General features: G+C 63.4%; 11 protein-coding genes and 1 tRNA gene. 8 read left to right on the forward strand and 4 right to left on the reverse strand.

Annotated elements, in window-relative coordinates; genetic code table 11:
- Positions 1-2 precede the first annotated feature (2 nt).
- From IGS58_RS08560 to IGS58_RS08585, 5 genes are all read left to right on the forward strand, one after another.
- Complete coding sequence (locus IGS58_RS08560; protein WP_230521091.1) at positions 3-1,385, forward strand: multicopper oxidase family protein; 1,383 nt, start codon at positions 3-5, stop codon at positions 1,383-1,385.
- A gap of 183 nt (positions 1,386-1,568) precedes the next feature.
- Positions 1,569-3,224, forward strand: coding sequence for a methyl-accepting chemotaxis protein (locus IGS58_RS29150; protein WP_329957977.1), 1,656 nt, complete (start codon positions 1,569-1,571; stop codon positions 3,222-3,224).
- A 77-nt stretch (positions 3,225-3,301) separates the two neighbouring features.
- A complete protein-coding gene (locus IGS58_RS08575; RefSeq protein ID WP_230521092.1) occupies positions 3,302-4,087 on the forward strand; it encodes a transporter in 786 nt (261 codons plus the stop codon).
- A 93-nt stretch (positions 4,088-4,180) separates the two neighbouring features.
- Positions 4,181-4,684, forward strand: coding sequence for a hypothetical protein (locus tag IGS58_RS08580; RefSeq protein ID WP_176376052.1), 504 nt, complete (start codon positions 4,181-4,183; stop codon positions 4,682-4,684).
- A 15-nt stretch (positions 4,685-4,699) separates the two neighbouring features.
- A complete protein-coding gene (locus IGS58_RS08585; protein WP_034783085.1) occupies positions 4,700-5,998 on the forward strand; it encodes an NAD(P)/FAD-dependent oxidoreductase in 1,299 nt (432 codons plus the stop codon).
- Between the two features lie 41 nt (positions 5,999-6,039).
- On the opposite strand, the gene IGS58_RS08590 is transcribed toward IGS58_RS08585, so the two are convergent.
- The gene (locus IGS58_RS08590; RefSeq protein WP_230521093.1) at positions 6,040-6,555 is read right to left on the reverse strand and encodes a DUF6265 family protein; all 516 of its coding nucleotides are present in this window, start codon (positions 6,553-6,555) and stop codon (positions 6,040-6,042) included.
- 147 nt (positions 6,556-6,702) lie between these two features.
- On the opposite strand from IGS58_RS08590, the gene IGS58_RS08595 reads away from it, so the two are divergent.
- On the forward strand, positions 6,703-7,302 hold the full coding sequence (locus IGS58_RS08595; protein WP_230521094.1) for a hypothetical protein: 600 nt from the start codon (positions 6,703-6,705) through the stop codon (positions 7,300-7,302).
- A gap of 27 nt (positions 7,303-7,329) precedes the next feature.
- Here IGS58_RS08595 and IGS58_RS08600 read toward each other — a convergent pair whose 3' ends face one another.
- The gene (locus tag IGS58_RS08600) at positions 7,330-8,043 is read right to left on the reverse strand and encodes a sensor histidine kinase (protein WP_034783087.1); all 714 of its coding nucleotides are present in this window, start codon (positions 8,041-8,043) and stop codon (positions 7,330-7,332) included.
- Positions 8,044-8,352: 309 nt separating this feature from the next.
- On the opposite strand from IGS58_RS08600, the gene IGS58_RS08605 reads away from it, so the two are divergent.
- A complete protein-coding gene (locus IGS58_RS08605) occupies positions 8,353-8,748 on the forward strand; it encodes a hypothetical protein (protein WP_230521095.1) in 396 nt (131 codons plus the stop codon).
- A gap of 88 nt (positions 8,749-8,836) precedes the next feature.
- Here IGS58_RS08605 and IGS58_RS08610 read toward each other — a convergent pair whose 3' ends face one another.
- Complete coding sequence (locus tag IGS58_RS08610; RefSeq protein ID WP_230521096.1) at positions 8,837-9,820, reverse strand: GGDEF domain-containing response regulator; 984 nt, start codon at positions 9,818-9,820, stop codon at positions 8,837-8,839.
- A 350-nt stretch (positions 9,821-10,170) separates the two neighbouring features.
- The gene (locus IGS58_RS08615; RefSeq protein WP_230521097.1) at positions 10,171-12,654 is read right to left on the reverse strand and encodes a hybrid sensor histidine kinase/response regulator; all 2,484 of its coding nucleotides are present in this window, start codon (positions 12,652-12,654) and stop codon (positions 10,171-10,173) included.
- A gap of 428 nt (positions 12,655-13,082) precedes the next feature.
- On the opposite strand from IGS58_RS08615, the gene IGS58_RS08620 reads away from it, so the two are divergent.
- Positions 13,083-13,159: transfer RNA gene (locus IGS58_RS08620), tRNA-Arg, on the forward strand.
- The last annotated feature ends 1 nt before the right edge of the window (position 13,160 follow it).

Here is a 13,160-nt window from a genome sequence, read left to right on the forward strand (position 1 = left end):
TGATGATTACACGTAGAAACTTTTTCATGAACGCGGGCGCTGTCGCCCTGAGCGCCGCCGCAGTCAGCAGAGTCGGTGCGGCATCGTTGCCGGAAGCCGTCAGCATGGCTGGCGCCGACACCAAGGCGCCGCCACCGCCGCCGAACGGGCGTCCATACAACCCCGTCGTCACCCTGAATGGCTGGTCCTTGCCCTGGCGCATGAACAACAACGTCAAGGAATTCCATCTGGTGGCCGAACCCGTCGTGCGCGAGCTGGCGCCCGGCATGATAGCCAACCTGTGGGGCTACAACGGCCAGTCGCCAGGGCCCACCATCGAAGTGGTGGAGGGCGACCGCGTGCGTATCTTTGTCACCAATAAATTGCCGGAGCACACCAGTGTGCACTGGCATGGCCAGCGCTTGCCCAACGGCATGGATGGCGTCACGGGCCTGACCCAGCCCAGCATCGCCCCGGGCAAGACCTTCGTCTATGAATTCGTCGCCAAGCGGCCCGGTACCTTCATGTACCACCCGCATGCCGATGAAATGACGCAGATGGCCATGGGTATGATGGGTTTCTGGGTGACGCACCCGAAAGACCCGAACTTCATGAAGGTGGACCGCGATTTCGTCTTCTTGCTCAGCAACTACGACATCGATCCGGGCAGCTACACGCCGAAGATCATGACCATGACGGATTTCAACCTGTTTACGTTCAACAGCCGCGTCTTCCCCGGCATCGACCCCATGGTCGTGCGCCAGGGCGACAAGGTGCGCGTGCGCGTGGGCAATCTGACCATGACGAACCACCCGATCCACATGCATGGCCATGAATTCGAGGTGACGGGCACGGATGGCGGCTGGACGCGCCCCGAATCGCGCTGGCCCGAAGTGACGACGGACGTGGCCGTGGGCCAGATGCGCGCCGTGGAATTCACGGCCACGGACCTGGGCGACTGGGCTTTCCACTGCCACAAGTCGCACCACACGATGAATGCCATGGGGCATGACGTGCCCACCATGATCGGCGTCGACCACCAGGGCGTGGCCGCGAAGATCAACCAGCTCGTGCCCGGCTACATGGTGATGGGCGAGCGGGGCATGGCCGACATGGGCGAGATGCAGATGCCGATCCCCGACAATACCTTGCCGATGATGGCCGGCGACGGCCCCTTCGGCGCCATCGGCATGGGCGGCATGTTTACCACGGTCAAGGTGCGCAAGGACCAGAAACCGGGCGACTATCGCGACCCGGGCTGGTACAAGCATCCGGCCGGCAGCGTGGCCTATGAATGGACGGGCGCCTTGCCGGAACCCGTGCGCGGCCAGGGTGCGGGCAAGCAAGTGCTGAAAGGTGGCGTCGAGATGACGGTGCGTAAACCTGGCGCTCACACGGGCCATTAACGCGGGCAAGCAGGTACCGTCCTGAACGGCTTGCCTAGCATGGCAAGCCGTTTTGTGTGTTGCTATAAATCAATGAATTGTTGTTTGGTGACAATCCGAGCATTTTTTTCCGTGTTTTTTCTTTATATTCAAGCCAGTACGCTCCAGTTACATCGAGTATCGGCCAGTCTTATGGGAGAAATCATGTTGAACCGGATGAAGGTGGGAACGCGCTTGCTGACGGCTTTTTTTTGCGTCGCGCTGATGGGGGCCATCGTGGCCGGCATCGGCATCTTCAACATGGGCAAGATCGATACCATGGCGGGGCAGATGTACAACCATGAATTGCTGGGCTTGTCGTACATCAAGGAAGCCAATATCGCCTTGATCAAGGTGGGCCGCGCGCGCAGCAATTTTTTGCTGGCGACGACCGCCGAGGAGCGCGCCACGCGCCAGGCCGACATCGCCAAATTTCTTGATTCAAACAGGGCTTATCTTGCCAAGGCCCAGCCGCTGTTCGTCACGCCGGCCGCCAAGGAACTGTTTGCCCGCTTCGCCGCTGTCGAGGCGGAGTACATTGCCACCATGCAACAAGCGCTGACCCTGGCGGCGGCTGAACCGCTGGCTCAGCGCAGCGCGCAACTGGTCGAACTGCTCAACAAGACGCGCCTGCATGCCGATGAGCTCGACGGTGTGCTCGACAAATTATCATTGCAGAAAGAAGAGCGCGCCAAGGCTGCTTCCGAGCAAGCCTCGGGCGTGTACCAGGCCAGCCGCAGTTTCATGATCGCGCTGGTGCTGGGCAGTGTGGCCGCCGGCCTGGCGCTGGGTGCGCTGATCACGCGCGGACTGACGCGCCAGCTGGGCGGCGAACCGGCGTATGCCGTCAAGATCGCCGGCGCCATCGCCGAGGGCGACCTCACCGTCGATATCCGCACGGCCAGCCACGACAGCGCCAGCCTGTTGTTTGCCATGAAAACCATGCGCGACAAGCTGGTGGGCATCGTCAGCCAGGTGCGCTCGGGAACGGACACCATCAACACGGCCTCGGGCGAAATCGCCCAGGGCAACCTCGACCTGTCGTCGCGCACGGAAGAGCAGGCCAGTTCGCTGGAAGAAACGGCGTCATCGATGGAACAGCTGACGTCGGCCGTGCGGCAGAACGCGGACAATGCGCGCCAGGCGAATGCTCTGGCCGGTGCCGCCTCGGAGGTGGCCGGCAAGGGCGGCGCCGTGGTGGGGCAAGTGGTGCAGACGATGGAATCGATCAATGCGTCTTCGCGCAAGATCGTCGACATCATCAGCGTCATCGACAGTATCGCCTTCCAGACGAATATCCTGGCCTTGAACGCGGCCGTGGAAGCGGCCAGAGCGGGCGAGGAGGGGCGCGGATTTGCCGTCGTGGCATCCGAAGTGCGCAACCTGGCGCAGCGCTCGGCCAGTGCCGCCAAGGAAATCAAGACCCTGATCGGCGACTCCGTCGAGCAGGTGGAGATCGGTTCCAGACTCGTGCATGACGCGGGCAAGACGATGGATGAAGTGGTCGCCAGCGTGCGCCAGGTGGCCGACATCATGCAGGAAATCACGGCCGCCAGCGCCGAGCAAAGCGCTGGCATCGAGCAAGTCAACGAGGCCGTGCTGCAGATGGACCAGGTGACGCAGCAAAACGCGGCCCTGGTGGAGGAGGCGGCGGCCGCCGCCGAATCGCTGCAAGACCAGGCGCACTCCCTGACGGAACTGGTGGGCGTCTTCCGCCTGCATGCCCAGGCCGAGCACATCGCCGTGGCGCCGGCCAGCAACGTCACGCCGCTGCGCCGGCCAGTGCCGGCCGCCAGGCAGCGGGTGCGACGCCTGGCCTGACAACGGCGGGCTGGGGCGCAATCGGCGCGGTGGTGGTAGGCTGTCGCTATTGCGCGTTTGCCACTTCCGGGTTTTCCATGCCGTCACCTTTCCTGCCGCAGTTATGTTTCTCCCTGCGTTTCTCTTTGCTGTTGCTCTCCCTGGCGCCGCTGGCGCAGGCGCAGCAGGGTGATCCCGTCCTGCCTTACCGTCCTTCGGTGGCCAGTCCCGCCCAGCTGCCCGTGCCGGGCCAGCTGGAATTCGAGGCCGGCGGCCTGCTGTCGAAAACGGACGACACGCGCCGCGCCAGCCTGCCGTACACGTTCAAACTGGCGTTTACGCCCGAATGGGGCGTGCTGCTGGAAGGCGAGGGTTTTGTGCGCGCGCGCGACGCAAGGGGCCGGCGCGAAACGGGCGTGGGCGACACGACGGTCGTGCTCAAGCGCGCCTTTTTGCTCGACAGCGCCACGGCGCTGGGTCTGGAGCTGGGCTGGAAGTTGCCGACAGCCAAGGACAGCATCGGCAGCGGCAAGAGCGACGTGTCGCTGAACGGCATTCTCAGCCGCGACCTGGGCGCCGTGCACGTGGATGCCAACCTGAACGCCACGCGCCTGGGGGCATCGGACCCTGGCGCGGGCAGGGTGCAAACGGGCTGGGCGACCTCCTTTTCCACGCCCGTCAGCGACCGCTGGGGCGCCACGGCGGAAGTGTCGGGCACGCGCTTGCGCGGCGCGCCGGCCACGGCGCAGCTCTTGTTGGCCGCCACCTACAGTCCCACGCCGCGGCTGGCCATCGATATCGGCTTGGCGCGCGGTGTGACGGCGGCGTCGCCGGACTGGTCGCTGTTCAGCGGCCTAGTCGTGCCTTTGGGTAAGCTGTGGTGAGATTGCCACGGCTTTCCTTATGTGTCCTTGCGAACAAACAGTTGGTTGTACAAGGTCTACAATTGCGGCATAACTGATAAAAGGAGTGTCCCCATGAAAACCCTGATTCTCGCCGCCGTCCTGCTGTCGGCCGCTACCGCTGCCGTCGCCCAGGTTGGCGTCTCCGTCACCGTCGGCCAGCCGGGCTTTTACGGACGCATCGACATAGGCGACTATCCAGCGCCGCAATTGATCTATGCCCAGCCCATCATCGTGCAGCGCCCGCAATACTATTCGGCGCGCCCCATTTATCTGCGCGTGCCGCCCGGCCATGCGAAAAACTGGTCGAAGCACTGCCGCAAGTATAATGCCTGTAACCAAGAGGTATATTTCGTCCAGGATAGTTGGTATAACAACCAATATGTGCCCCGTTACCGCCAGCAGCATGGCGACCATGGCCGTCCCGATTACGGTGACCGCGGCCGTCATGACAACAAGCATGACAAGCACTTTGACAAGCATGATGACAAGCGCGACAAGCATGACAACAAGCATGACAACAAGCCGGGCAAGGGCCATGGCAATGGTCACGGCAATGGCAACGGGCACAGGGATTAACACGCAGGAGGATCTTTGCACAGTAAAATCGTTATCGTAGGGGGAGGAGCAGGCGGCCTGGAGCTGGCCTGCAAACTCAGCCGTAAGCTCGGCGCCGGCCAGGTCACCCTGGTCGACAGCCGGCTGTACCATATCTGGAAGCCTTCGCTGCATGAAGTGGCGGCCGGCACCCTGGACATTCATCAAGAGGGCCTGTCGTACCAGATGCTGGCGCATGACAATGGTTTTACCTATGTCTATGGCCCGTTGATCGGGCTCGACGCCGCGTCGAACAGCCTCACCGTGGGCGCCATCGCCACCGACAAGGATGAGCAGCTGCTGCCGCAGCGCACTGTCAGCTACGACCAGCTGGTGCTGGCCGTGGGCAGCACGTCGAATTACTTCGGCGTGCCCGGCGCCCAGGAAAACACGATTTCCCTGAATGCCACGGAAGATGCCGAACGTTTCCGGTTGACCCTGCTGAAACTGCTGGCCATGGCCGAGCAGCGCCAGGGCGACGCGGGCCACCCCGGTGTCGACATCGTCATCATCGGCGGCGGCGCCACGGGCGTGGAACTGGCGGCCGAATTGCGCGAAGCGAGCGGCGTGTATGCGGCGTATGGCTTCCAGAATCTCAACGCCATCAAGGATGTGCGCATCACCCTGCTCGAAGGGGCGCCGCGCATCCTCGCGCCGCTGCCCGAGCGCGTGTCCATCGCCGCCTCGAAACTGCTGCATAAACATGGCATCACGGTGGTGACCGACACGCGCGTCACCACGATCGAAGCCGACAAGGTGACGGTGGCCAGCGGCACCAGCTATGCGGCCGACATCTGCGTGTGGGCCGCCGGCATCCGCGCGCCGGAATTCCTGTCCACCCTGGGACTGCCGACCAACCGCGCCGGCCAGCTGGAAGTGACGGGCATGCTCAATGTCCAGGGCCACGCGAATATTTTCGCGCTGGGCGACTGCGCCGCCTGCACGGGGCCCGATGGCAAGCTGGTTCCCCCGCGCGCCCAGGCGGCCCACCAGCAAGCCGATTACCTGCTGAAAACGTTCCTGCTGCAAGCCAAGGGCAAGCCGCCGCAAACGAAGCCGTACGAATACCTGGACTACGGTTCGCTCGTGTCGTTTGGCCGCACCACTTCGGTCGGCACGCTGATGGGTTCCCTGAAGGGCCTGAGTTGGTTCGTCGAAGGGTTTGTCGCGCGCATGATGTATGTCAGCCTGCACCTGATGCACCACAATGCCGTGCTGGGCAGCGTGCGCACGGCCGTCATGGCCATGGGCCGTTTCCTGATCAAGCGCAGTACGCCGCAGGTCAAGCTGCACTAAGCCGTTGCTATCCCATCAAAAAGGGGCCTTGCGGCCCCTTTTTATTTGCCGCGCGCGATGGGCGCCGCTTCGCAGCGGCCCCGCGTCATGGGGAAATCGATGGTGGTGAGCTTGCCCTTCAAGGTGCCGGTGATGCTGGCATGCAGGATGCGCTCGCTGTTGTGGCGGTAGATGATGCGGCTCGGAAAGTCATTGTCCAGGTTGGCGAAGATGAATTCATTCGGCTTGTCCTGGCGCAGCAGATTGAAGATCACGGGCGGCTGGCCCGACGGCTGCACGATGTAGGCCAGCTGGCCCGGCTCCGTGAGGCGGATCTGCACGAATTCAAAGGCTGTCGTCTTGCCGCCCTTGACGGTGCGGCTGGTGCCGAGGATGGTGCCGCCGGCGGCCGTGCTCCATTGTTCGCCGGAACCGGGCTCGGCGCCATCGACGTTCCAGCAGCCAGCCAGCCAGGCCAGCTTGTCCACGGTTTCCGGCGGCAGCACGGTGTTGTCGGCGGCCTGGGCGGCGCCCATGGCCAGCAGCGCTGCCAGCAAGGTCGTTGCGAGTCGTTGCATGCCATCTCCTGTCGTTGGGATGTTAGCGGTCACTAGGGCACGCCGGCGGCGCGCCTGACCAGTGTAGCCGATGCTGGGCTGCACACGGCAAACACTTTATACTCGGGAAAGATGCCGACCGTCACCACCATCACGCCAAGGACAATCATGCACGATACTTCCACGCAGCCGCGCGGCGCCGCCAGGCCGGGCCAGTTCGACGACCGCTACATCAGCCTGAAAAGTCTGGGCCTGGACCCGGAGCAGCTCGATTTTTACCAGCTGCTGCTGGCCTGCAGGGCGAAGGGGGAAGCCGGGGAAAGCCTGCGGCAGGTCGCGCGTTTCCGCACGGATGGCTATGGCAAGTCCCGCTTCATCAGCAGCCTGGATGCGTTGCCGGCGCCGTTGGCCACGTTTCCCCTGTGGCGCGCCGAGTTTGACGGCTGGCCCGGCGAACTGGCGCGCGAGGACTTGCTGGCGCGGGCCTGTGTAGCGCTGGAGCAGCCGGTCGGCGTCTTCCTCGCCTCGACCGGCTGGCGCACGGCACTGCCCGACGTTTGGCAAACCCTGCTGGCGCTGGGATGGCGGCAGGCGGGTTCTCCGACCGATGCCGCCCTGGCGGCGCAATTGACGGATGTGTTGCGTGTTGGACATTTCTTGCAGGTGCTGGAAGGCGATCGCGCCAGCCTGGCCGGGCATGGCGCGCGCCGCGATGTGCTGGGGGCGCAACTGCTGTTGCCGGAAGAGGGGATGCCGCTACCCCGTTGAGGCGGGCAGGGCGCCCGTTGCGGGAAATTATTCTTTTGGCGTAACGCGCGGCAAGACGACGGTCAGGGCCGTGCCGCCTTGCGGATTGGCCGTCAGGCTCAGGCTGCCGCCCAGGTAATGCACGCGCTCGCGCACGGAGCGCAGGCCGTGCTTGCTCATTTCGACGGGCTCGCTCTTCGGCAGCCCCACGCCGTCATCCTTGACGGTCATCATCAGCGCGTCCTCATTGTCGTCGATGATGATATCCACTTGCGTGGCGTGGGCGTGCGCGGCGATGTTGCCGAGCGCTTCTTCCAGGGTGCGCAGCAGGGCCACGCCCACGTTGCGCGGGCAAATCAGTTCATCTTCGGGCAGGCTGCAGCGCACGGTGATCTTGTGCTGTTCGGCAAATTGCGCGGCCAGCTCGCCCAGCGCCACATTCACGCCGAGAAACTCGAGCTTGTCGTTCCACAACTTCATCTGCATCTGGCGGTTGGTTTCAATCACATTCAGCAGCAATTGCTTCATGGTCGCCGCGCGGTCGAGCAAGGCGGCTTCCTGTGGCATCTTTTGCGTCAGCAGCGACAGGTGCATGGTCAGCGCCGTCAGCGAGGAGCCGAGGCTGTCGTGCAACTGGCGCGACAGGGCGCGCCGTTCATTGTCCCAGCTTGTGTTGACATGACCCAGCAACTCGCTGAGGTCGGCGGCGCGTTCCGCATCGGCCTGGGCCGCTTCCTTGTTCGGATCTGTTTGTGCGGACATAGCGCCCCGTGAATGGTGAAAGGTGAGGACCAAATTCAAGTTGTGGATCATACATGAGGATTTCATCGCGGGGCGCATGGATGAAAAATTTCTGTCTTTTCGGCAATTTTGATCTCCTTCCATCATTTTTATATGATAGGCAATATTATCGCTTTCGCCAGCAGGCAAAGTTCCCGCCGTTACGTACGGCTGCGCACATACCGGGACGCTGCGCGCTGCCATAGTGGGGCTGTGCATCCCCATGCAGCATAGCCGCCCCGCGGCGCAGGGCGCGATACAGGCCCGCTTACCGAAACGAAAGGACATGCCATGAATATCGATACCATCGTCGACAAGGAATACCTCGACAAAAGCTTCCGCGACATCGTCAATGCGCCCATCAGCGCCCTGCGCGGCGTCAGCGCGAAGGATGCCAAGGCCTTGCAGCAAGCGTTTGGCGTGAACACCGTGCGCGAACTGTCCAACCTCAATTTCGTCAAATGGGCCAGCGCGCTGGCCATCCTGGCCGATGAAGAAGGCATGAGCGGCGAAGAGCGGGCCAAGGAAGAATTGCTCGATGATGCCGTGGAAATGACGTTCCCTGCCAGCGACCCGATTTCCGTCGATGCCGGCATCACGCGCATCGAAGTGTCGCCGGACACCGTCAATGCGCAAACGGACCACCAGCACGCGGGCCAGCATGAAGTGACGGCTGGCAAGAAATAAAGCGTCCAAAGCAAAAAAACCGGCTGGCCGTGAGGCTTGCCGGTTTTTTTACGTGCCGCTCAGTAAAGAACTTCAGGCGATCGGAACTTCAGGCGATCGATGGAATGCTGCTTTTCTGCATATTGACCTGCGCCGCGATCACTTCGTGCGGCGTGCAGCAAAAGCGGTTCTTGCCGGCGCGCTTGGCTTCATACAGGGCCGTGTCGGCCGCGCCCAGCAGGGATTCGACGGTGCTGGCGTCGTCCGGGTAAATGGCGATGCCGATGCTGGTCGACAGGCGCAGGGTCAGGTCGTTGATGAAATACGGCTCGGAAATGACTTCGATCAGCTTGGCGGCCGGTTCGCGCGCGTCGCCCTTGCCGGCCAGGTTGCCCAGCACGATGACGAATTCATCGCCGCCGATGCGCGCCACCGTGTCTTCCTTGCGCGATGCGCCCACCAGGCGGCCCGCCACCATTTTCAGGATATCGTCGCCATAGCCGTGGCCGTAGCTGTCGTTGATGGCCTTGAAGCCGTCCAGGTCCAGGTACAGGATGGCGGACTTGCCGCGGTTGCGGGCCGATTGCTGCAAGGTATGCTCGATGCGGTCTTCCAGCAGGCGCCGGTTCGGCAAGCCCGTCAGCGGATCGTGCAGCGCCAGTTCCTGCTGCTGCTTGCTGTATTGCGCCAGTTCCTTGTACAGCAGGCGCACTTCCAGCATGTTGTGGATGCGTTTGTGCACTTCCATCAGGTCGAAGGGCTTGCTGATGAAGTCGCGCGCGCCCGCTTCCAGGGCGGCGATCTTGAAACTCGGCTGCGCCGTCAGGGCCAGCACGGGCAGGTAGCCGCCATGTTCGATTTCCTTCAAGCCTTTCATGACCTGGAAACCATTGAGTTCCGGCATTTGCAGATCCAGCAAGATCAGGTCGTAGCAATGCTCCTGGTGCAGGGGGCAGACCTGCGCCGGACGCATGGTGGCCGTGACATTGGTGTAGCCGGCATCGCGCAGGATTTCCAGCATCAGGTCGACATTGTCGGGTGAATCGTCAACGACCAAAATTTTGGCTTTCAAAATCTCATCTTGGCTGGGCATGTAGGGTCTCGGTTATACGGTCTATGCAACACTGGCTTCTACCGCAGCGAATAGGCTGGCGGCGCGGCTGACGGCGGTCGGATGATAGTAGCGCCTTGCAACAAGATAGGGCGCACAACAGCGCTTGAACTCGCTTCTGCCAATGACGGCAGCCAAGGTCGACGGTCTCCAGCCTGCCATGCAGGTGTGCTTCTGCATTTCAGTGTAGCAAACTTCAGCTTAGTTGCTTGTAGGACAGTGCCGCGTCTGAAAGTAGGAAGGCTAAACCACAAAATAGTTATTTTGTTCTGCACTATGTATTTCTTTGCATCATCTTTTTGCCGACTATCTTGCCGCCCTGGCCGCGCTGTTCAAGGCGGCGAGCCGGCCACGCGCGCGGCGGCCAGTTGCGCCACTGCCGCCACCAGTTCGGCCGGGTCGAGCGGTTTCGACACCCAGTCCTGGAAGCCGCTGGCCAGCGCCCGCTGGCGATCCTGCGGTTGCGCAAACGCCGTCAGGGCCAGCGCGGGCAGCCGGGCCGCCTCAGGGGAGGCGTGCGCACGGACTTGCGCCAGCAAGTCGAAACCGTCGGCATCGGGCATGCCGATGTCGCTGACCAGCACATCCGGGCGCACCTGGTCCAGCAGTTGCAGCGCTTGCGCCACGCTGCCGGCGCTGTGCACTTCGGCATTGTTGTCGCGCAAGATACGCTCCGTCAGCTCGCGCGCATCGGCTTCGTCATCGACCAGCAGCACCGTGACGCCGCGCAAGTCATGGCTGGCGGACGGGGCGCTGCCCGCCAGGCGCGCGGCAACGGCCGGCGTCCCCAGGGGCAGGCGCACGGTAAAGCTGGCGCCCTGCATGTCGCCGGCGCTGCTGACGGTGACCGTGCCGCCGTGCTGCTCCACCAGGTGCTTGACGATGGCCAGCCCCAGCCCCAGGCCGCCATGCCGGCGCGTGGTCGAGGCGTCGGCCTGGCGGAAGCGGTCGAATACGTGGGGCAGGAAATCTTTCTTGATGCCGACGCCGTTGTCGGCCACCGTGATCGCCAGGCGGGTCGCTTCGCGGTGCACGTCGATATCGACCCGCCCTCCTTGTGGCGTGAACTTCAGGGCATTCGACAGCAGGTTCCAGATCACTTGCTGGATGCGGCTGGGGTCACCCGTGATGCGGCCCGCATCGCTGGCGATATTGCTGTGGATGGCGATGTGCTTGGCGTCGGCCGCCGGGCGCAGGGTTTCGATGGCCGAGGCGATGATGCTGGCGGGCACGATGGTTTGCAGGTCGAGCAGCACCTTGTCGGAGGTGATGCGGCTCATGTCGAGCAAGTCTTCGATCAGCTGCGCCTGCGCGCGCGCATTGCGTTCGATGCTTTGCAAGCCGCGGTGCAGGTCGGCCTCGTCGCGCGTGCCGCGCCGCAGCACCTGGGCCCAGCCCAGGATGGCCGACAAGGGCGTGCGCAGTTCATGCGACAGGGTGGTGAGAAAATCGTCTTTCAGCTGGTTCGTGCGTTCGGCCTCGGCGCGCGCCTCGCGTTCGCTGTCGAGCAGCACCTTGCGCTCTTCCGCGGCGCGCGTGGCGGCCGCGTACAAGCGCGTATTGTCGAGCGCGACGGCGGCCTGGGCTGCGATGGCCGAAACGATGCGTTCGCTGCGCGCACTGAACATGCCCGCCTGCGGATGACCGAGCAGCAAGCGCCCCAGCAACAGGCCCGAGCGCGAACTGACGGGCAGGCTCAGGCAGCTGCGCAGCGGCGGCGCGCCGCCGGCGCTGGCGTCGGGCGCGGCCAGCAAGTCGTTCTGGCGCATGGCTGGTCCCTGGCGCAGTTCCGTGGCAATGGCATCGGCCTCGCACAGGCTGATGCCGTTGACGGCGCGTGCCGCGGGCAGCGGGGCGGCGCTGTCGTGGAGCTCGCCCGCATCGTCATAATACAAGGCGCCGAAGTGCGCGCCGCTGATGCGCGTGGCCGCATCGACGGTTTCCTGCAGCAGGGCCGGCAAGTCCAGGGTGCCGGCCAGGGCCGCGCCCGTATTGTTGAGCAACTCCAGCACGCGCGTTTCATCGCGCAGGGCTTCCTGCGCGCGCTTGACCTGGTCGACGTCGGTGCTCGTGCCAAACCAGCGCAGCAACTGGCCGCCCCGGTCGCGCACGGGATTGGCGCGCGTCAGGAACCAGCGGTACTGGCCGTCGGCGCCGCGGATGGGGAACTCCATTTCGAAGGGCGTGCCATCGCGCAAGGCGGCCTTCCAGGCATGCAGCATGGGCGGCAGGTGCTGCGCGTGATAGGCGATGCTCCAGCCATCGCCCGCCATCTGTTCGGCGCTGGTGCCCGTATAGTCGTGCCAGCGCTGGTTGTACCACGCAATGGTGCCGTCGAAGCTGGCGATCCAGGCCAGTTGCGGGATGGAATTGGCCAGCGCGCGCAAGTCTTCTTCGCTGTGGCGCAAGCTTTCTTCGCTGGCCTTGCGCTGGCTGATGTCCTGGATATACGTGGTCAAGCCATCGCTGGATGGGAAGATGCGCACTTCCAGCCAGCGCCCCAGTGGCGTATACAGCAGTTCGAAGCTGCCGCCGTGCTGTTGCGCCATGGCGCGCCGATACTGCGTTTCCAGTTCCGTGCCCAGCAGTTCCGGGCAGGCTTGCCACAGGCTGCTGCCGGCCAGGCTGGCGCCAGGCGGACGCTGCGGCGCCAGCATGTCGGTGCCGCGCGTATTGATATAGCGGATGCGCCAGTCGCGGTCGAGCAGGCAAAAGCCATCGGTGATGCCCTCCAGCAGGTTGGCCAGGCGCTCGTCGGATAGGCTCAGCGGCGCTGATGGGGGAAGCAGATCTTGCTCGCGGTCATGCTTGGCCATCGGAAATCCTGCAACAGTGAGTCTGCCGCACGGGCGCTTGCCCCGCCGGGCCGCCGCCGCTAAGCTCAGTTAAATGGGGCATGATGGAATTACCCGCCGTCATGAATTAGGGGAGGCACAAGCGCCCCTGTCTGATTGGTATTGTAGCCCCAAGCGCCGCGCCGCCACCGCACGCTTGCGCGCCGCCTGCAGATAGCACTGGACAGGCTGGAAAGCAGTCCCTATAATCCCCGCTTCTTTCGAGACAGCAACTTCTCGATTCGCTGGGGGCTCCTGTGAAAGCAGAAGTGCCCATCGATAAAAAGGCGTGAGCTTTTTGGCAGTGAAAAGGTAGTCGATCATGCGGGGCGGTATTCTGCAAAATCAGCTAAGCGATTGAAAAATCGAACTTTTCAAAGCGAAATGAATACGCTATAATGTTTGCCTGCGCGGCTGTAGCTCAGCTGGATAGAGTACTTGGCTACGAACCAAGGGGTCGTGGGTTCAATTCCTGCCAGCCGCACCAG

The organism is Janthinobacterium sp. EB271-G4-7A (assembly GCF_020858075.1).
In the GTDB taxonomy this organism is placed as follows: Bacteria; Pseudomonadota; Gammaproteobacteria; order Burkholderiales; family Burkholderiaceae_D; genus Janthinobacterium; species Janthinobacterium lividum.

Excerpts from the sequence above, each read along its gene's own strand:
- IGS58_RS08600 (WP_034783087.1), bottom strand. The coding sequence starts at position 8,043 with ATGTCCGCACAAACAGATCCGAACAAGGAAGCGGCCCAGGCCGATGCG.
- IGS58_RS29150 (WP_329957977.1), top strand. The coding sequence starts at position 1,569 with ATGTTGAACCGGATGAAGGTGGGAACGCGCTTGCTGACGGCTTTTTTT.
- IGS58_RS08610 (WP_230521096.1), bottom strand. The coding sequence starts at position 9,820 with ATGCCCAGCCAAGATGAGATTTTGAAAGCCAAAATTTTGGTCGTTGAC.
- IGS58_RS08590 (WP_230521093.1), bottom strand. The coding sequence starts at position 6,555 with ATGCAACGACTCGCAACGACCTTGCTGGCAGCGCTGCTGGCCATGGGC.
- IGS58_RS08605 (WP_230521095.1), top strand. The coding sequence starts at position 8,353 with ATGAATATCGATACCATCGTCGACAAGGAATACCTCGACAAAAGCTTC.
- IGS58_RS08580 (WP_176376052.1), top strand. The coding sequence starts at position 4,181 with ATGAAAACCCTGATTCTCGCCGCCGTCCTGCTGTCGGCCGCTACCGCT.
- IGS58_RS08560 (WP_230521091.1), top strand. The coding sequence starts at position 3 with ATGATTACACGTAGAAACTTTTTCATGAACGCGGGCGCTGTCGCCCTG.
- IGS58_RS08575 (WP_230521092.1), top strand. The coding sequence starts at position 3,302 with ATGCCGTCACCTTTCCTGCCGCAGTTATGTTTCTCCCTGCGTTTCTCT.
- IGS58_RS08595 (WP_230521094.1), top strand. The coding sequence starts at position 6,703 with ATGCACGATACTTCCACGCAGCCGCGCGGCGCCGCCAGGCCGGGCCAG.
- IGS58_RS08615 (WP_230521097.1), bottom strand. The coding sequence starts at position 12,654 with ATGGCCAAGCATGACCGCGAGCAAGATCTGCTTCCCCCATCAGCGCCG.